The sequence below is a fragment of the Pseudomonas sp. DR 5-09 genome (assembly GCF_001655595.1).
GTDB classification, from domain to species: Bacteria; Pseudomonadota; Gammaproteobacteria; order Pseudomonadales; family Pseudomonadaceae; genus Aquipseudomonas; species Aquipseudomonas pharyngis.
Map to the genome: position 1 here is coordinate 717639 of NZ_CP011566.1, position 19019 is coordinate 736657.

Annotated in this window: 18 protein-coding genes; 7 read left to right on the plus strand and 11 right to left on the minus strand. The window is 61.5% G+C overall.

Features of this window, described 5'->3' with window-relative positions; genetic code table 11:
• Positions 1–14 precede the first annotated feature (14 nt).
• From purH to gcbA, 11 genes are all read right to left on the minus strand, one after another.
• Positions 15–1622, minus strand: coding sequence for a bifunctional phosphoribosylaminoimidazolecarboxamide formyltransferase/IMP cyclohydrolase (gene purH / locus PDR5_RS03115; RefSeq protein WP_039772035.1), 1608 nt, complete (start codon positions 1620–1622; stop codon positions 15–17).
• 82 nt (positions 1623–1704) lie between these two features.
• Positions 1705–2025, minus strand: a complete 321-nt coding sequence (gene fis, locus PDR5_RS03120) for a DNA-binding transcriptional regulator Fis (RefSeq protein ID WP_002555375.1) — start codon at positions 2023–2025, stop codon at positions 1705–1707.
• Positions 2022–3032 carry a tRNA dihydrouridine synthase DusB gene (dusB, locus tag PDR5_RS03125; RefSeq protein ID WP_007951027.1) on the minus strand — a complete coding sequence of 337 codons (1011 nt, stop codon included), beginning with the start codon at positions 3030–3032 and terminating at the stop codon, positions 2022–2024. Before dusB ends, fis begins: the two co-directional genes overlap by 4 nt.
• Before the next feature lie 185 nt (positions 3033–3217).
• A complete protein-coding gene (locus PDR5_RS03130) occupies positions 3218–4486 on the minus strand; it encodes a DUF3426 domain-containing protein (protein WP_064593227.1) in 1269 nt (422 codons plus the stop codon).
• Between the two features lie 30 nt (positions 4487–4516).
• On the minus strand, positions 4517–5395 hold the full coding sequence (gene prmA / locus PDR5_RS03135; RefSeq protein ID WP_007951025.1) for a 50S ribosomal protein L11 methyltransferase: 879 nt from the start codon (positions 5393–5395) through the stop codon (positions 4517–4519).
• A gap of 166 nt (positions 5396–5561) precedes the next feature.
• Positions 5562–6920: an acetyl-CoA carboxylase biotin carboxylase subunit gene (gene accC, locus PDR5_RS03140; RefSeq protein ID WP_064593229.1), complete on the minus strand. Its 1359-nt coding sequence runs from the start codon at positions 6918–6920 to the stop codon at positions 5562–5564.
• 17 nt (positions 6921–6937) lie between these two features.
• Positions 6938–7405 carry an acetyl-CoA carboxylase biotin carboxyl carrier protein gene (gene accB, locus PDR5_RS03145; protein ID WP_007951023.1) on the minus strand — a complete coding sequence of 156 codons (468 nt, stop codon included), beginning with the start codon at positions 7403–7405 and terminating at the stop codon, positions 6938–6940.
• 24 nt (positions 7406–7429) lie between these two features.
• Positions 7430–7885 carry a type II 3-dehydroquinate dehydratase gene (aroQ, locus tag PDR5_RS03150; protein ID WP_064593231.1) on the minus strand — a complete coding sequence of 152 codons (456 nt, stop codon included), beginning with the start codon at positions 7883–7885 and terminating at the stop codon, positions 7430–7432.
• 132 nt (positions 7886–8017) lie between these two features.
• A complete protein-coding gene (locus PDR5_RS03155) occupies positions 8018–9775 on the minus strand; it encodes a protein-disulfide reductase DsbD (RefSeq protein ID WP_064593232.1) in 1758 nt (585 codons plus the stop codon).
• Between the two features lie 58 nt (positions 9776–9833).
• Complete coding sequence (locus PDR5_RS03160) at positions 9834–11780, minus strand: methyl-accepting chemotaxis protein (RefSeq protein WP_064593234.1); 1947 nt, start codon at positions 11778–11780, stop codon at positions 9834–9836.
• A 50-nt stretch (positions 11781–11830) separates the two neighbouring features.
• The gene (gcbA, locus tag PDR5_RS03165; RefSeq protein ID WP_064593235.1) at positions 11831–13501 is read right to left on the minus strand and encodes a diguanylate cyclase GcbA; all 1671 of its coding nucleotides are present in this window, start codon (positions 13499–13501) and stop codon (positions 11831–11833) included.
• A 324-nt stretch (positions 13502–13825) separates the two neighbouring features.
• On the opposite strand from gcbA, the gene PDR5_RS03170 reads away from it, so the two are divergent.
• The 7 genes from PDR5_RS03170 (at position 13826) to PDR5_RS03200 (ending at position 18973) form a co-directional block, all read left to right on the plus strand.
• The gene (locus PDR5_RS03170) at positions 13826–14974 is read left to right on the plus strand and encodes a DUF2515 family protein (protein WP_064593237.1); all 1149 of its coding nucleotides are present in this window, start codon (positions 13826–13828) and stop codon (positions 14972–14974) included.
• Complete coding sequence (locus tag PDR5_RS03175; RefSeq protein WP_064593239.1) at positions 14974–15690, plus strand: hypothetical protein; 717 nt, start codon at positions 14974–14976, stop codon at positions 15688–15690. The genes PDR5_RS03170 and PDR5_RS03175 overlap by 1 nt, the downstream gene beginning before the upstream one ends.
• Positions 15669–16175 carry an Hcp family type VI secretion system effector gene (locus PDR5_RS03180; RefSeq protein WP_064593241.1) on the plus strand — a complete coding sequence of 169 codons (507 nt, stop codon included), beginning with the start codon at positions 15669–15671 and terminating at the stop codon, positions 16173–16175. The genes PDR5_RS03175 and PDR5_RS03180 overlap by 22 nt, the downstream gene beginning before the upstream one ends.
• A complete protein-coding gene (locus PDR5_RS03185) occupies positions 16172–16648 on the plus strand; it encodes a hypothetical protein (RefSeq protein ID WP_064593243.1) in 477 nt (158 codons plus the stop codon). The genes PDR5_RS03180 and PDR5_RS03185 overlap by 4 nt, the downstream gene beginning before the upstream one ends.
• A gap of 137 nt (positions 16649–16785) precedes the next feature.
• Entirely contained in the window at positions 16786–17853 is a 1068-nt protein-coding gene (locus PDR5_RS03190; protein ID WP_064593244.1) for a DUF2333 family protein, read from the plus strand.
• A 3-nt stretch (positions 17854–17856) separates the two neighbouring features.
• On the plus strand, positions 17857–18414 hold the full coding sequence (locus tag PDR5_RS03195) for an NUDIX hydrolase (RefSeq protein WP_064593245.1): 558 nt from the start codon (positions 17857–17859) through the stop codon (positions 18412–18414).
• A gap of 187 nt (positions 18415–18601) precedes the next feature.
• A complete protein-coding gene (locus tag PDR5_RS03200; RefSeq protein WP_007951016.1) occupies positions 18602–18973 on the plus strand; it encodes a translation initiation factor Sui1 in 372 nt (123 codons plus the stop codon).
• The last annotated feature ends 46 nt before the right edge of the window (positions 18974–19019 follow it).

Genomic DNA, 19019 nt, shown 5'->3' on the forward strand with positions numbered 1-19019 from the left:
TTTGAATCTGTGTATCAGTGACGGAAATGACGCATGCCGGTGAACACCATCGCGATGCCGGCCTCATCAGCAGCAGCAATCACTTCAGCATCACGCATCGAGCCACCCGGCTGGATCACCGCCGTGATACCGACCTTGGCCGCGTTGTCCAGACCGTCGCGGAACGGGAAGAACGCGTCCGACGCCATTACCGAACCAGCCACTTGCAGACCGGCGTGCTCAGCCTTGATCGCCGCGATACGCGCCGAGTTCACGCGGCTCATCTGGCCGGCGCCGACACCGATGGTCTGACGGTTCTTGGCGTAGACGATGGCGTTGGATTTGACGAACTTGGCCACTTTCCAGGCGAAGATCAGGTCATGGACTTCCTGTTCGGTCGGGGCGCGCTTGGTCACCACTTTCAGGTCGTCGGCGCCGATCATGCCGATGTCGCGGCTCTGTACCAGCAGCCCGCCGTTGACGCGCTTGTAGTCCCAGGCCGGAACGCGATCGGCCGACCACTCGCCGCAGGCCAACAGGCGTACGTTGGCTTTGGCAGCAACGATGGCGCGGGCTTCTTCGCTGACGCTTGGGGCGATGATCACTTCAACGAACTGACGCTCGACGATCGCCTTGGCGGTCTCGGCATCCAGTTCACGGTTGAAGGCGATGATGCCGCCGAACGCCGATTCGGTGTCAGTGGCGTAGGCCAGCTCGTAGGCCTGACGGATGCCGCCTTCGGCGTCCGGGCTCACGGCCACGCCGCACGGGTTGGCGTGCTTGACGATCACGCAGGCCGGTTTGACGAAGCTCTTCACGCATTCCAGCGCGGCGTCGGTGTCGGCCACGTTGTTGTACGACAGTTCCTTGCCTTGCAGCTGGGTCGCGGTGGCGATGCCGACTTCGGCAGGCTTGGCTTCAACGTAGAACGCCGCGCTCTGGTGCGGGTTCTCGCCGTAGCGCATTTCCTGGGCCTTGATGAACTGGCTGTTGAAGGTGCGCGGGAATTCGCTGCGACCTTCGGTGCTCAGGGTTTCGGCAGCCTGGTTCACGGTGCCCATGTAGTTGGCGATCATGCCGTCGTAGGCGGCGGTGTGTTCGAACGCCTTGAGCATCAGGTCGAAACGCTGAGCATAGGTCAGGCCACCGGCCTTGAGGTTTTCCAGGACGTTGGCGTAATCGCTGGCATTCACCACGATAGCCACGTCTTTGTGGTTTTTCGCCGCCGAACGGACCATGGTCGGGCCGCCGATGTCGATGTTCTCGATGGCGGTCGGCAGGTCGCAGCCTGGCTTGCTGATGGTGGCTTCGAACGGGTACAGGTTGACGGCTACCAGGTCGATCGGCTTGATGCCGTGCTCGTTCATGATCGCGTCGTCGATACCGCGACGACCGAGGATCCCGCCGTGGATTTTCGGGTGCAGGGTTTTCACCCGACCGTCCATCATCTCTGCGAAACCGGTGTAATCCGCGACTTCCACTGCGGCCACGCCGTTGTCCTGCAGCAGTTTGAAGGTCCCGCCGGTGGAAAGGATTTCCACGCCCAGGGCTTCCAGCTCCCTGGCGAATTCGAGGATCCCGGTCTTGTCGGAAACACTGATCAAGGCGCGGCGGATCGGCAGGCGGGTAGTCTGGTCGGTCATCTCAATTTCCATCAAAAGCAAGGGAAGTCAGCAAAAAAGGCGACCGGTTTTACGCGGGCGCCTTTCTGGTTTGATTGAATGCTTACAGCAGATCGTACTGCTTGAGTTTCTTGCGCAGCGTGCCGCGGTTCAGTCCGAGCAGCTCGCTGGCCTTGGTCTGGTTGCCCTTGACGTAGTTCATCACGCTTTCGAGCAGGGGAGCCTCGACTTCGGAGAGCACCAGGTTGTACACATCCGTGACGGACGCGCCCTCAAGGTGGGCGAAATAATTGTGCAGCGCCTTCTCGACACTCCCGCGAAGGGTCTGGCCTTCTTCGCTCGGGGTATTGAGGTGCTGTTTCAAATTCACGTTGTCGCTCACGGGTGTTGTTCCACTCACTAAAGTCTCGGTCATCATCGTCATGCGGCCACCCCTTCTCCGTCCCCTGTCAGGCTCTTGTAACGCTCGGCGAAGAACTCCCGAACGTTGGCGCATTGTGTTTCCGTACCATCCAAACGATTGAAGTGGGCGCGAAACTCCCTGGCGCCCGGCAAGGTTGCGAGATACCAGCCCACATGCTTGCGGGCAATTCGCACACCCATCACGTCCCCATAGAAGGCGTGGAGGGCGGCCAGATGCTCAAGCAGAATGCGTTCCACCTCGATCAGCTCCGGCGCCGGCAGTTTTTCGCCGGTACGCAGAAAGTGTTCGATCTCGCGAAAAATCCATGGCCGCCCCTGGGCGGCCCGGCCGATCAACAGGCCATCGGCACCGGTCGCGTCGAGCACGTAGCGGGCCTTTTCCGGCGATACGATGTCGCCGTTGGCAAAGACCGGAATCGACACCGCCTGCTTGATCGCGGCAATGGTGTCGTACTCGGCTTCGCCGGTGTACAGGTCGGCGCGGGTGCGGCCATGCACCGCCAGCGCCGTGATCCCGGCCTGTTCGGCGATCTTCGCCACGGTCAGTCCGTTCTTGTTGTCGCGATCCCATCCGGTGCGGATCTTCAGGGTCACCGGCACATCAACCGCCGCCACGACGGCATGCAGGATCTCGGTAACCAGTGCTTCATCCTTCAACAACGCGGAGCCGGCGGCCTTGTTGCAGACCTTCTTCGCCGGGCAACCCATGTTGATATCAATAATCTGTGCGCCCAGCTCGACGTTGGCCCGGGCCGCATCCGCCAGCATCTGCGCATCGCCACCGGCGATCTGCACCGAGCGTGGCTCGGGATCGCCTTCGTGGATCATGCGCATGCGCGACTTGCGGGTGTTCCACAGGCTCATGTCACTGGTGACCATTTCCGAGACTACAAGCCCTGCGCCCAGACGCTTGCACAGCTGACGAAAGGGCTGGTCGGTGACACCCGCCATCGGGGCGAGGATCAAACCGTTCTGCAATGTATATGGGCCGATGCGTACCGCCGACATAGGACTTCCCTGAAGTGGGGCCGGATCATGAGAGTTCGAAAAAGGGTTGGCATGATACCCGCTCTCGATGACTGGATAAAGGCTGAATTGAACAAAATCTGAACAGTTATTCTGTTATTACCGCCGGTTTGGTCGCGCGGTGTGCAGTCAGAAAATTGCCGTCAATCCGGGAGCGGTGAAGCGCTTCACTCGGGTGAGTGGAAACTCAGGCTGTAGTTCACCGCTTTCGGGCCTGGATCGAGGATGTCCAGAGCGATGTGGATCGGCGTCTGCGGTGGCATTTCCGCCATGCCTTCGAGGTCGCCGTTGAGGTATTCGCCGGGTTTGAAGCGACGACTGGCGATCAGGTGGCCGTTGAGGTCGGCGAAGCGCAGCTCCAGCAGCGGAAACGGCTGCGAGAACGGCGCGCGGTTATAAATGATCGCGTCCACCACCAGCGCACCGCTGAATTCCGGGTGGCTGCGCACCACCAGGTTGCTGCTCTTGATCTTGGCGATATCCACTTTGGACGGCACCGTGCAGCCGATTTGCGGGCACAGTTGCTGGAACCACGGCCGGTATTGATCCTGGCGCGCCAGTTCGTCGAAGTGATAGGCGATGTATTGTCCGCCCAGGCCGGCGGCGGCCAGCACGATCAGCAACAGCCAGAGCAGGCGACGGCTCCAGGGCGAGCGGCGTTTCTGCCAGTCCAGTTGCAGCGGATCATCGGTCAGATCCTGCAACGCTTCGGCGCGAGCACTGGATTCGACACGTTCGCGTTTTTTGCGCGCAGGTTCGATCAGTGGCAGTTCGTCGTCGACGTCATCGCTGGCCGACAGGCGTTCACGGCGGGCATTCGGGTCGATCGGATCGTGCAGGCGCAGTTGCGGGATCGGCGGTTCGTCGTCGAGATCCACCGGCTCCAGCGACAGCGAAGGTTCGGTGCGCTCCGGTCGGATCGGCTCCGGCTCGATGGCTTCGGGTTCATCTTCGACTTCGGGTGCGCGCTCATCTGCCGGTTCGCTGAACAGGCTGTCCGGCCAAGCCGTATCTTCCGGTTCATGGCTGTCGCGACGAGCGCTCAGGGCGTCTTCGCGTGGGCGGCCGAATTCGGTGGTCGGCTGGATTTCCCGTTGCTCGAGGCGGGCCAGCTCTTCGTCCAGATCCAGGCTGTCCAGATCCAGCTCGGCGGCGCTCCATTGCTTTTGGCTGATGGCGCGTGGCTCGGGCGTTTCGACGATGGCTGGTGGTTCGACAGGCGCAGGCTCGCTGATCGGCGGCGGCTCGCTGATTAACGGCGTCACCGGCGTGACCGCTTCCTTGCCTGCGTGTTGCTCCAACAATTGCTTGGCGGCATTGAACACTTGCAGGCAGGAGCCGCAACGAACCACCCCGCGGGCCACGCTTAACTGAGCGTGGCTGACGCGGAAACTGGTTTGGCAATGCGGGCACTGGGTGACGAAGCTGTCGGTCATGCGGCGGTCCGGATTGAGCAGGCGGTCATTCTAGCGCCGACGGCCGGTGATGCGCACCCAGCCATCGCGATTGGCGATCGGGTCGAGATCGAAGTCCTGCGCGTAGGCGGCAGCGACTTCGTCACCTTGTTCGGCGAGGATCCCGGACAGCGCCAGACGCCCGCCGGACTTGACCAGGCCGGACAGTTGCGGCGCCAGGGAAACCAGCGGACCGGCCAGAATGTTGGCCACCAGTACGTCGGCTTTGACCTGCGGCAGGTCTTCCGGAAGGTACAGCGGGAAGAGTTCGTCCGCGATGTTGTTGCGCCCGGCGTTGTCGCGGGAGGCTTCGAGTGCCTGCACGTCGATGTCGGTGCCCACGGCTTCTTTCGCGCCCAGCAGCAAGGCGGCAATCGCCAGAATCCCCGAGCCGCAGCCGAAGTCCAGCACGTTGCAGTCTTTCAGGTCCTGGCCGTCCAGCCATTCCAGGCACAGGGCGGTGGTCGGGTGGGTACCGGTACCGAAAGCCAGGCCCGGGTCCAGCAGCAGGTTGACCGCGTCCGGCTCCGGGGCGGCGTGCCAGCTCGGCACGATCCACAGACGCTGACCGAAACGCATCGGCTGGAAACCATCCATCCAGCTGCGTTCCCAGTCCTGGTCTTCGATCACTTCGCTGTGGTGCTCGGGCAGCGGACTGCCGGTCAGCAGTTCCAGATGGGCCAGTACCGGGGCGGCTTCAGTGCCGCCCTCGAACAGGGCCAGCAGGTGGGTGTGTGCCCACAGCGGGGTGGTGTTGAGTTCCGGCTCGAAGATCGGCTGGTCTTCGGCGTCCATGAAGGTCACCGAAACGGCGCCCACTTCAAGGAAAGCGTCTTCGTAGGTTTCGGCTTGTTCCGGGCTGATGGCGAGTCTTACTTGCAGCCAAGGCATGGCGGGCACCTGTGAAAAAGATTGATTGCAGCCTAGCGGCCTGCGAGAAGCGCGCAAGTTTACGCGAGCGCGACGGTTTTGTGGGAGCGGGGAATGTGTGAGCAGATGAAACCTTCGGAAACAACAAAGCCGCCCGAAGGCGGCCTTGTCTGGTGCGGGCTGAAGCTTAGTGCTTCTCGCCAGCCAGCTTGTGCTCGAGGTAGTGAATGTTCACGCCCCCTTTGCAGAAGCCTTCGTCACGGGTCAGATCACGGTGCAGCGGGATGTTGGTCTTGATCCCGTCAACCACGATTTCGTCCAGGGCATTGCGCATGCGGGCCATGGCTTCGTCGCGGGTCGCGCCGTAAGTGATCAGCTTGCCGATCAGCGAGTCGTAGTTCGGCGGAACGGCATAACCGCTGTACAGGTGCGAATCGACGCGAACGCCGTTGCCGCCTGGTGCGTGGAAATGCTTGACCGTACCCGGGCTCGGCATGAAGGTTTTCGGGTCTTCGGCGTTGATACGGCATTCCAGCGAATGACCGCGGATCACCACATCATCCTGGGTATACGACAGCTTGTTGCCAGCGGCGATGCTGAGCATCTCCTTGACGATGTCGATACCGGTGACCATTTCCGAAACCGGGTGCTCCACCTGAACACGGGTGTTCATTTCGATGAAGTAGAAGCGACCGTTCTCGTACAGGAACTCGAAGGTGCCGGCGCCACGGTAGCCGATGTCGATGCACGCCTTGACGCAGCGAGCCAGGACTTCCTTGCGCGCGTTCTCGTCGATGCCCGGTGCCGGCGCTTCCTCGAGAACCTTCTGGTGGCGGCGTTGCAGCGAGCAATCGCGGTCGCCCAGATGGATGGCGTTGCCCTGGCCGTCGGACAGAACCTGCACTTCGACGTGACGCGGGTTGGTCAGGAATTTTTCCAGATAGACCATCGGGTTGCCGAACGCCGCGCCTGCTTCGGAGCGGGTCAGTTTCGCCGAGGCGATCAGGTCTTCTTCCTTGTGCACCACGCGCATGCCGCGACCACCACCGCCGCCGGCGGCCTTGATGATCACCGGGTAGCCGACTTCACGACCGATGCGCAGCGCCGTTTCCTCGTCTTCCGGCAGCGGGCCGTCGGAACCTGGAACGGTTGGCACGCCCGCTTCGATCATCGCGTGCTTGGCCGATACCTTGTCGCCCATCAGGCGAATGGTTTCGGCTTTCGGACCGATGAAGGCGAAGCCGGAGTTCTCGACCTGCTCGGCGAAGTCGGCGTTTTCCGCGAGGAAACCGTAGCCTGGGTGAATGGCGGTAGCGCCAGTCACTTCAGCGGCAGCGATGATGGCCGGGATGTGCAGGTAGGACTGAGCGGCAGAAGCCGGGCCGATGCAGACGGATTCGTCTGCCAGACCCAGGTGCATCAGCTCTTTGTCGGCCTTGGAGTAAACGGCGACGGTCTTGATGCCCATCTCTTTGCAGGCACGCAGAATCCGCAGGGCGATCTCACCGCGGTTAGCGATCAGAACTTTTTCCAACTTCGCAGTCATCAAAGGCTCTCCGCAGTTCAAACGATGGTGAACAGCGGTTGGTCGTACTCAACCGGCTGGCCGTCTTCGACGAGGATGGACTCGATCACACCGCTGGTTTCAGCTTCGATGTGGTTCATCATCTTCATGGCTTCGACGATGCACAGGGTGTCGCCTTTCTTCACGGTCTGGCCGACTTCAACGAAGGACGGCGAGGTTGGCGAAGATTTGCGATAGAAGGTGCCGACCATCGGCGAACGGGCAACGGTGCCGTTCAGCGCTGGAGCAGCAGCGGCAGCTGGAGCTGCGGCAGCAGCAACCGGAGCGGCAGCGGCGGCAGGTGCAGCGGCCGGAGCCTGCATCGGAGCCGGTGCGTAGTACTGCTGCGCCGGGGTCTTGCTGTGGCGGCTGATGCGTACGGACTCTTCGCCTTCCTTGATCTCGAGCTCGTCGATGCCGGACTCTTCCAGCAATTCGATCAGTTTCTTAACTTTACGGATATCCATGAATCATCAACTCCCAAGGGTCGGTCAGGGGCGTATAGCTTGGTGTTCAAGCTGCTCTAGTGCAGCCTCCAGGGCCAGTCGGTAACCGCTGGCGCCAAGGCCGCAGATCACTCCTACCGCTACGTCGGAGAAGTAAGAGTGATGGCGGAAAGGTTCGCGTTTGTGCACGTTGGACAAATGCACTTCGATGAATGGGATGCTCACTCCCAGCAGCGCGTCACGTAATGCGACACTTGTGTGTGTAAATGCCGCCGGGTTGATCAGAATGAAGTCCACGCCTTCGCCGCGTGCGGCGTGGATGCGGTCGATCAATTCGTACTCGGCGTTGCTTTGCAGATACAGCAGATGATGGCCGGCTTCACGGGCGCGGCGTTCCAGATCCTGATTGATCTGCGCCAGGGTGGTCGACCCGTAGGTCCCGGGTTCCCGGGTGCCGAGCAGGTTCAGGTTGGGGCCGTGCAGCACCAGTAGCGTTGCCATCTGCGTGTTCCTTGTTATGGGTGAGCCTTCGTCAGAACCCGGCGACTATGCCGCAAAGACTTTGTGACTGTCCAGTTCTCTGCAATAGCCAGCACGATGACCGATGTTTGCGCAAAATATGTGACTGACTGATTAAATCCGGTCATTCGCTTTGGCGACACGTTCGGCGAAGTCGCTGGCGTTGATCTCGCCGATCACCCGCACATCGCGACGTTCCACTCCGTCTTTGCCGAAGAACATCAGCGCCGGTGGGCCAAACAGGCTGTAGCGGTCGAGCAGGGTGCGCTGTTCGGCGTTGCTGGCGGTGATGTCGAAGCGGATCAGCCGAAAGCCCTTGAGCCGATCCACGACTGTGGCGTCATTGAGTACTTCGTGTTCGATGACTTTGCAGCTGATGCACCAGTCGGCGTACCAGTCGAGCAGCAGTGGGGTGTCGGCGGTTTTCGCTTCGAGCAGCACCCGATCCAGTTCCGCCGGGGTGCTGACGGTCTGCCACGAACCGCTGTTTTGCCCAGTCGAACCGCCGTCGGCGAGGCGTGCCGGGGCTATTGGATTCAGCGGGTCGGTCTGCCCGCTGAACGCGCCGTACCAGCAGGCCAGCGCATAAAACAGCAGGAACAGGCCCAGCAACTGGCCGAGGCGTTTGCGCGGCGGTTTGTAGACGAATTCCAGAGCGCCGAGGAACAGGCCGACGCCGCCGGCCAGCAAGCCGATCAGCAGCAACGTGATCTGTCCCGGCAATACCCGGCTGAGCAAACCGATGGCCAGCCCGAGCAGCAACACGCCGATGCCGTTCTTCACGTACATCATCCAAGGCCCGCTTTTCGGCAGCCACGCCGCGCCACCGGTAGCCACCAGCAACAGCGGCGCGCCCATGCCCAGGCCGAGCATGAACAGCTTCAGGCCGCCACCCAGCGCGTCGCCGCTGGCGCTTATATAAAGCAGTGCGCCGGCCAGCGGTGCGGAAACGCACGGCGATACCAGCAAACTCGACACCACACCCAACACCGCCGCGCCCCACAACGAGCCGCCTTCTGTGCGCCCGGCGATCCGGTCGAGGCGGCTGCTGATGAAGTGCGGCAGTTTCAGCTCGAATACGCCGAACATCGCCAGCGCGAACACCGCAAAGAACATCGCGAACGGCACCAGCACCCACGCCGATTGCAGCCGTGCCTGCAGATTCAGTTGCGCGCCGAACAGCCCCATCAAGGCTCCGAGCAGGGCGAAGCACGCAGCCATCGGCAGCACATAAGCCAGGGACAGATTGAAGCCACGCAAACCGCCGACCTGCCCGCGCAACACCACACCGGACAGGATCGGCAGCATCGGCAATACACACGGCGTGAAGGTCAGGCCCAGGCCCGCCAGGAAAAACAGCGCCAGATCTCGCCAGTCCCAACCGGTCACCGGAGTGGACGCGTCACTTGGCGCTGCGTTGCCCGCGATGCTCAGGCGCTCGGTTTCCGGTGGATAGCACAAGCCTTTGTCGGCACAGCCCTGATAGGTGACGGCCAGCGTGAACGCTCGGGCATCATTGCGTGGCAGCTCCACATCGAGAATGCCGTGGTAGACCTCGACGTCACCGAAATACTCGTCGTGTTTCTGTTCGCCTTGCGGCAGTTGTGCGGCGCCAAGTTTTACCTCCGCCGGCTCGGCGCGAAATTGGAAACGGTGGCGGTAGAGGTAATAGCCTTCGGTGGCGACGAAGCGCAGTTTGACCGATTGCGGCGTGCTCTCGACCAGGCTCAGTTGAAAGGCTTCGCGCACTGGCAGGAAGTCGGCGCTGTTGTTGACCGAGCCCAGCGTGGCGCTGGGTTTGCTGTCGAACAGACCGGCGGCGCCGGCCGGCAGGGCGAAGACGAAAAACAGCAGGCAGAGCAGACGACGCATGACAATCTCGCGAATCAAAGGTGCGGGAATGATAGCGGACTTGGCCCTGCGCTGTGTGTCACACGCGGAACGCCTGCACGGCGGTGTGTAGCTGACCGCCCAGCAACAGCAGGTTCTCGCCTTGCTCGCGGCCCTGACCGATGCGCAGCAGATTGTCCCCGCCCAACTGGTGAATCCGTTCGCTGTGATCGCGAATCTCGCTGACCGCGCCGCTCTGTTGCGCGGTGATCTCAGCAATGCGGATGGCCGTGTCGGATATGGTCTGGATCGCGCCGACAATCTTGTCCAGCGCCCCGTCCGCCGATTGCGCCTGATTGGCGGTGGCTTCGGCATGTTCGACCTGTGCGCGCATGCCCTCGACCGATTGCCGGGCGGCGGTTTGCAGGCCGGCGATCAGGGTCTGAATCTCGGCGGTGGCGCCGGCGGTGCGTTGTGCCAGCGAGCGCACTTCCTCGGCCACCACGGCGAATCCGCGACCCATTTCCCCGGCGCGGGCGGCTTCGATCGCCGCGTTGAGCGCCAGCAGGTTGGTCTGGTCGGCAATCGAGCGGATCACCGTCAGTACGCCGCCGATGGTCGCCGACTCTTCGGCCAGGTGTTCGATCATCTGCGCATTGCCTTGCACTTCACCGACCAGCGCGTGCAGGCCGGTGAGGCTCTGGCCGATCACCTGTTGCCCGTGTTCGACCGCCAGCCCGGCATGGCGACTGGCGTCGGCGGCCTGGCGCGCATCGCCGGCCACTTGCTGAATGGTCGCTTCCAGTTCGCCGAGAGAATCACGGATCAGCGCTGTATCGCCGGCCTGATGTTCGGCACCGCTGTGCAAGTCATTGCTCAGTTCGGCGAGGGTGCGGCTGCTGCCCGCCACCTGTTCGGCATTGCCGCGAATGGTCCCGACCAGATCCACCAGGTAGGCGCGCAGACGATTGAGCGAGGCTTCGATGTCGTGCAGTTCGCGGTTGGTCTTGCCCAGATGAATGTCGCGGCTGAAGTCGCCTTCGGCCCAGGTCGACAGCGCCGGCGCGAGGTTGGTCAGGGTGCGGGCCAGGCGCCGCTGCAGGGTATCGATCAGCAGCGCGATCAGCAGAATCAGGCCGATCATCACGCCTTGCATCAGCCGTACTTCGCCCTGGATCTGCCCGTGCTGGGCGCGTACCACCGGTTCGAGGCCGGCGATGGCTTGTTGCACGGCGGCGATTTTCTGGTGGGTTGCGGTGCTCAGGTCGGTGCGCTTCTGGATCTGCTCGCGGGTGCGCGCCAGCTCCGCCGGATAACGGCCGAGCAAACTGTTGAGTTCGCGTTTGAGGCCGACGCCGGCGTCTTCGGCGGCGGCTTTTTCGGTGCTTTCGATGCCCATCAGCGCGGCGAAGTCGTCGCTGCCGGACTCACTGCTGGCGACCACACCGAGCAAGGGCAGGGCATCGATCGTTTGGGCCTGGGCGCGGATGTTGCTGACTTCGCGCTCGACATCGGCGGCCAGTTCACTGCGTCCGCTGCTGACCAGTTTGTCCCGGGCCAGCGACAGTTTGCCCAGATGTTGAGAGGCGATCAGCAGGGGCGTCAGGTAGGTCGCGTTGCCACCGGCGTAGGTGCTGAGTTGGTCGAGACTGGCGCTCAATTCGCGCTCGGCCTGCAATAGCAACGCCTGCGGATCACCGGCGAGTTTGCCGGCAGCCAGCAGGTCGGTCTTGCTGAATTCATCGAGGCCGCTGAGGCTCGGGCGCAAGGTGTCGGCCAGCGCGGGCGGCAGCTCACCGAGTTCTTTGTGCAACTGATCGATGGCCTGGCTGGCGCTGCTCAGGCGCAGAGCGTCACCGCTGGCGAGGTAATCCTCGACGTTGCGTGCGACTTCATTCTGAAATTGCTGCGACAGCCCCAGGTAACGCTCCATCAACAGATACGGGCGTTCCAAGGCTTTCTGCGACCACCACAGGGTGGCGCCGAGGGCCACGCAGACGGCGACCAGCAACAGAGTGTTGAGATTGGTGAGCAACTTCAGGCGCATGACGGCTACCAACGGCAGAATGGTAAGTGCCTGAATTTATTGCGGTTCTGTTACAGGGTTATGACCGATTGGGGCGATTCCGATGAAAAAGTGGCACTTTGCTTTGAGTCGCGGGCGGTCTGCACCCGATTGCGCCCTTCGCCCTTGGCGCGGTACAGCGCCTCGTCGGCCTGGCTGGCCATCATCAGGCTGTCGGAGTCGTCGTGCATCTCCACCACGCCGGCGCTGAAGGTGCACCACAGATCCTGCGGCTGGGCCGGATAGTGAATCTCGGCAAAGCGCTGGCGGATTTCGTCGAGCACTTTGTGCGCGGCTTCTATATCGGTGTCGGGCATGACGATGGCGAACTCTTCGCCGCCGTAACGGCCGATGAAGTCAGTCTTGCGCAGACGCTGCTTGAGAAACAGCGCCAGGCTCTTGATCACCCGGTCGCCCATGGGATGGCCGTGGCTGTCGTTGACCCGTTTGAAGTGGTCGATGTCGAGCATGGCAAAGCTCAACGGCTTGTTCTCGCGGCGGGCGCGGAACGAACAGTCTTCGAGCAATTGCAGAATGTGCGTGTGGTTGTACAGGCCGGTGAGGCTGTCGCGGACCATCCGTGCTTTCAGGTTGCGCGCGCGGGCGGCGCGGTTGCGTACGGTGGTGATCAGGTGGCGCGGCTTGATCGGCTTGGTCAGGAAGTCGTCGCCGCCCTCGCTCATGGCGTCGAGCTGCTTGTCCAGATCGTCTTCGGCCGACAGGTAAATGATCGGCACGCTGACGTATCGATCGTTATGACGAATGACCTTGGCCAGCTCGGTGCCGGTGCAGGCCGGCATGTACATGTCGAGAATGATCAAGTCCGGCTGGAAGTCCGCCAGCTCGGCCATGGCCTGGATCGGTTCGATCAGGGTGCGGGTGACGATCCCGGCGCTGTTGAGCAGGCGTTCGGTGTGCAGGGCCTGGGCGCGGGAGTCGTCGATGATCAGCACTTTATAGGGTTCGTACTGGGCGACGCAGGTCAGGACTTCGATCTTCTCCAGCAGGCTCGAGGCTTCGAGGGTACCGGTGAGAAATTCCTGGCCACCGGCGCGCACCGCTGCGAGGCGGGTCGGGGTGTCGGTTTCGTGCAGGCTGAAGAACAGCAGCGGCAGCGGTTCTTCCAGACCTTGCTGGGCTTCGGCGGCGAGCTTCAGACCGACGCCGGCGCCGCTGAAATCCACGTCCATGACAATCGCGGCCGGCAGGCGCTCGACCATCGAGGAGCGAAACGCCGACACACTGTCCAGCGCCTGAGCGCTCAGACCGAAAAACTCCAGCTGCTTGGCCAGCCGCTCGGCGCGGTCGTGATCCTGCAGCATCACGTAGATCGGTTTGCGCAAGGGCGGCAGGAAGGTCTGATCGAGCTGGTCGCCATGGCGCAGCCCGGTGCGCGACAGACGCTGCATCAAACGGTTGAGATCGGTGATCAGGCCGCTGCTCAGGCGTCCGCGATTGGCGTCCACCGCTTCCAGCGACTGGCTGATGTGGCGGGCCAGCTGAGTGTGCTCGGGCTGTTCGAAGCGCTCGGCAAAACGCAGCAGGCGCAGATTGGCCTCGCTCAGTTCGGCGAGGTCGGCAGTGGACCACTCACTGCGTTGCAGGCGCTGCCATATCTCAAGAATCTGACGTGCCTGATGAATTACCCGCTGGGCAAAGTGGTGCTTGAGGCGCTCACGGCTGGGGTCTTCTGGCTCGGTCATATCCTGACTACTAGTTAGGGTGCATGCTGAGATCGACTGGTGGCTCTATGCTAGCACCTCTTTTCCCTTACATGAGTGTCGTACGTCAATAATCTGCTGTGCGTCACCATTCAGTTTCTGACTGATCGGTTTCATCCGGGACTTGCTCGTCGATCAAATGCCCGTAAACCGGGCCTTGAAGGATGTTTCTCAGGGCTTTGAGGACGCTTCCCCGCGCTCGATGGTCATCGTCTGTCAGGGCTTTCTGATTTTTCCCAAGGTCGGTTTCGCAAGTGTTTTGCGCTGGTAGGGTCAGGGAAACCCCTACCGGATGTTTGCCCGGACATGACCCAGTGTTTCAACAAATACCCCAGCGATGCCCTGCGCCTGAATCACAACATCACGCCCGTTGCCGACTGTGAGTGCAATGAAGAGATGTTGTATGGCGAACGGGTGAGGGTGACCGAGGTGCCGGTTTTGACGTGCCAGTGCCTTTGGCGTGCCTATCAGCGGGAGGCGGAGAACATCGTCGCCCCTGACGGCGTGCTGATCGCCGATCCGGTGCAGCGCAACCGGGCGATCAACGCCGCGTATGCCCGACTGTGGCTGCATGACTCGCGGTTCCAGTGGGCCGGGCTGGCGGCGTTCGCGTCCAAGCAGGTCGGTTGTGGATTGCTGCATGCGGGGGACAGTATCGAGCTGATCCGCCAGGAGCATGAGGCGCGGCAGCGGGTGCGGGACGGGCGCCGTGAGTCCGGGCTGCTCACTCCGGACAAAATGCCCCGACAGGCCGAGGACTGGGGGGATTACCAAGAGGCGAGGGCGCGCAACCCTGTGCCTTCGCTGGATTTGCGTATTTCGGGTGAAGAGCTGTCATTGGTGCAGCAACAGTTCCGGCATGTGTACGACATGATGGCGATGGGCAATACCACGCTGTTTCTGGATGTTTATCCGCTGCATCAGTTTTATGCGGTGCGAGGGTTGGCGGAGTTGAAGAAGTGTCTGGGTGTCCGCAAGGAAATTTATGGGAGCGCGAGATTTCCGGTGCTTTGGCCAATTGGGGAAGAAATACTTTCCTTCGGTTTGGCATCCAAAGAAGTCCTGAAGGGCTTTGAGGCGATAGAGGCCGGAAATATCGCCGAAAGTGTGGAGCATCTGGCGTTTCACGAGCAGCGAAACATTCTTCAGCCCGCCATTTATGAAAATCGTCATCTGGTAACACTGTTGCGTGGTAACCACTTTTCTTACGTTACCGATTTCCCTTCCGGCGTGGCTCAGGCCATCGAGTTGACCCTCACCAGTCAATGCACGCGCGTCGATGATGGCCGAACCATCGGTTTTGGCAGCAATCCCCTGGCTGATCTGTCCGATATCGATCAGCGGATGAAGTTCGTGCTTCGGGCGGCAGCCCGTTTTGACCAAATGCTCAACGACCGCAACAGAGAGGTTTTGGCGCAATCCATCAGAGAAATTGCCGTCAAAGAGGGCGCTTGATGAGCTTGAGATCCTTTCTGCCCAATTGTCACCGTTGGGCGTGCCTGGTGGTTGGTTTTGGCTTGGCGTTGGCCGCCACACGTCAACTGACGCAGCCATTGTGGGACGACCCGATGATTGCCTTGGAGATCGGTGGGACTTACGAAAATATGCGCGAGCACTCAACCGCCCCCTTTAGCCGGTTGATTCGTGGTCACGTTTGGGGTGGCATGCCGAAGACGGATGCGCGAATGCGATTTGTCGATGCGCAGTACGGATTCGAAACGCCGCTGGCCCGCTTTTTCTCCGTTGGATTCAATGACAACGTGATCTTTGACGTACGTATGTCGCCGCAAGTCGAGCCGTTATTGATCGACGATGCCGTGAAGGTCGTTCTGGATCTGCAAGCCCAATGGTGCGCGAAAGGCTGGAGGCCGATGGGGACGCGAAGAGAACCCACCATGTCGGATACACCCGAGTGGCGGGTCTATCTCAGAGACAGCGTGATTCCCGGGATTTCTTATTGGCAGGCCGGCGATAAATACCAGGCGATGCTGGTTCTTGCACGGTTTCGCGACTCGAGGCATCCCGACCAGGAACGCTATCTCATCACCCTGGCCGTTGCCGAGCCCTGGATACCTTTCGAGGAAACGGAAACCCTCTACGAAGAACCCCACCCCTTTCCCCCGCCGCAACCCAAAAAAGGAGCAATACCATGCCAACCCCTGCCTTTATGACCCTTCATGGCAGCCGCCAGGGCCTGATCAGCGCCGGTGCCTTCACCGAACCGTCGGTGGGCAACAGCTACCAGAACGGGCGTGAGAACAAGATCATGGTTCAGGCCTTCAGCCACGGCATTCTCCTGCCCAACGGCGCGGGTGCCGGGCGGCGAATGCACAAACCGCTGGTCATCACCAAAACCATCGACAAAGCGTCGCCGCTGATCCAGGTCGCCCTGTGTTCCGGTGAACGGCTGAGCAAGTGTTGTCTGGAGTTCTATCGAACATCGGCCCACGGTACTCAGGAGCACTTCTATACGATTGAACTGGAGGACGCGCAGATCGTCAGCGCCGAGGTCTTTATGCCCGACTGCCAGGACCCAGTCACAGCGCACCTGACACAACGGGAAAAAGTCCACTTCAGTTACCGTCGCATCTACTGGCGGCATGAGATCAGCCGGACGATGGGTTCGGATGAGTGGCAGAGCGAGGGCCAGGGATGAGGATGGTTCACCATTCGCACCTGACCGAAAACGAGCGCCTGCATGTCTATCCGGTGGATCAGGCGCTGGAGCGGGTTTGCAAGGTATTGCTGGAAAGGCAACCCCTCGAAGGTCTCGATCAACTGCGGGCCGGTCTGATGCTCGATCTGGACAGTGAAGTGCTGGAGCACATCGAACGCGGCGAATGGCGGTTGCTCAGGGCCGAAGCCGATTACAGTGAATGGCCCACTGCCCAGTCAGCGTTCGATCAAGCGGTACTCGACCTGATGAACAATCCCCCGCCCCAACCCACCCGAACACCGCGAATCTATCGTCTGGTCGACAGCATGACCGGCGAGCCATTGCCGCAGCAGGCCTACATTGCAACGGTCGATGGTGTTCCCACCCAGCGCCGAACCGACGCGCAGGGCATCGCGCATCTGTTCATTCCGGATGATGCCCGGCAGATTTCAATGCGAATTTTCAACGTCTGAAGCCTGCGTCTATCCTTTCGTTCACCGACGACCTCCACTTGTTTTTCTCCGCTACCCTGATCGCGGGTGCCCGGTCGAGGCACGTTGTTGTATGGTTGTGGTCGAACCGTTGAACCCAAGATTGAAAGGATATCGCCATGCTGGACTGGAAGAACCGCGCGGGCAGCGCGCCTGAACGTGCCGCCGAGCCCAAGTCGGCCGCCCGCAGCTATGTCGGCGGGCTGTTGTTCAGCCGGGCGCTGGCCACGCTGGTCGCCATTTACCTGTTGGTGACTATTGCCCTTGGCTGGTACTGGAGCCAGGAGCCGGCGCTGTTTCCCGTGGCGCAGAACGCTCAGGTTGCCGCCGAGAAAGAGGGCAAGCAGATGGTGGTCGGCTACACCACCGTCGAAACCCTGAAAACCGTTGCCGGCACGTTGCTCGACAAGCCGGGCGGCTATATTTCCAACGACCGTTTCCCGCCGGGCCTGTGGATGGACAACATGCCGAGCTGGGAATACGGCGTACTGGTGCAGGTCCGCGACCTGACCCGCGCCCTGCGCAAGGATTTCGCCCGTTCGCAGTCGCAATCGGCTGAAGACGCCGACCTGGCCAAGGCCGAGCCGCGCTTCAACTTCGACAACAAGAGCTGGGTCCTGCCATCCAGCGAGTCGGAATATCAGGAAGGCATCAATTCCCTGAGCCGTTATCAGGCGCGCCTGTCCGACCCGACCCAGAAAAACGCGCTGTTCTACGCCCGTGCCGACAACCTGAACAACTGGCTGGGTGATGTCGGCACTCGTCTCGGGTCGCTGTCGCAACGCCTGTCGGCCAGTGTTGGCCGGGTCAAGCTCAACACCGCGCTGAAAACCGAAGTGCCGGCGGTGGGTGAAGTGCCGCAGGTCGACGAGGAAGTCGTCGAGACTCCGTGGATGCAGATCGACAACGTGTTCTACGAAGCTCGCGGTCAGGCCTGGGCGCTGTCGCACCTGCTGCGCGCGATCGAGGTCGATTTCGCCGACGTGCTGGCGAAGAAGAACGCGACCGTCAGCGTGCGTCAGATCATCCGCGAACTGGAAGCCTCCCAGGAGCCGGTCTGGAGCCCGATGATCCTCAATGGCAGCGGTTTCGGTGTGCTGGCCAACCACTCGCTGGTCATGGCCAACTACATTTCCCGGGCCAACGCGGCCGTGATCGATTTGCGTCAACTGCTCAATCAGGGCTGAGTCATGGACGAGAGCGCCAAAGAGGCGGCCCACCGCGCCGCCTCGGATGCCGAACAGATCGCCTGGGTGGACGAGCAGGACAACCTGCTCGGCGCCCTGGTGCGTTCGGACCTGCGAGAACGCGGACTGATCGGCCGTGGCACCTACATCATGCTGTTCAACTCCGCCGGTGAACTCTGCGTGCATCGGCGCACGTTGAGCAAAGCCATCTATCCCGGTTACTGGGACGTGGCGGCGGGCGGCATGGTGCAGGCGAACGAGACCTACGCCGAGTCGGCGGCCCGTGAGCTGGAGGAAGAGCTGGGGGTGAGTGGTGTCGAACTGACGGCCCACGACCATTTCTACTTCGAAGACACCGGCAATCGCCTGTGGTGTTCGGCGTTTTCGGCGGTGTGGGACGGGCCGTTGATCCTGCAGCCGGAGGAGGTGCTCGAAGCGCGTTTCATTCCGGTCGAACAGGTCATGCGGGAAATCGAGCAAAAGCCTTATTGCCCGGACTCTCTGGCAGCCTTGAAACGTTATCTGAAGGCTCAGCAAAGCAACGTCGCAAAGAACACATAAATTGGCGCCGATTGGCACTTAGCAATCGGCGTTTTTGCCGTTACACTGCGCGACCTTTTCAAGCTGCACCGGCCTGCTTTTATTGAAGAACCGGTGCAGTAGCGCTGCCCCTGCCTGAGTGGGGCTTCGCGGTCGATAGCCTTGCCCAAGGCAGCGATCAGTCTTTGTCCTCCCGAGAGGATTGCCGGTGGCCAAAAAAGCCGCATCCTTCGCCGCCCTGGGCGGCCTGGTATTTTCCACCGACGCAGGTCGTCATTGCCCGGAATGCAGCAAGCCGGTGGACGCCTGTATCTGCAAGCAAACCGTGATCCCGGCCGGCGACGGCATTGCCCGTGTGCGCCGCGAGAGCAAGGGGCGTGGCGGCAAGACGGTGACCACCATCACCGGCGTGCCTCTGGCCGAAGACGCACTCAAGGAGCTGGCGACAACGTTGAAGAAACGTTGCGGCACCGGCGGTGCGTTGAAAGACGGGATCATCGAGATCCAGGGCGACCATGTCGAGCTGCTCCTGGCCGAGTTGGTCAAGCACGGCTTCAAAGCGAAGAAGTCCGGCGGCTAGCAGCCTCTGTGAAACCCACCGGCGGCTTGATTCAGCTCCAGAGTCC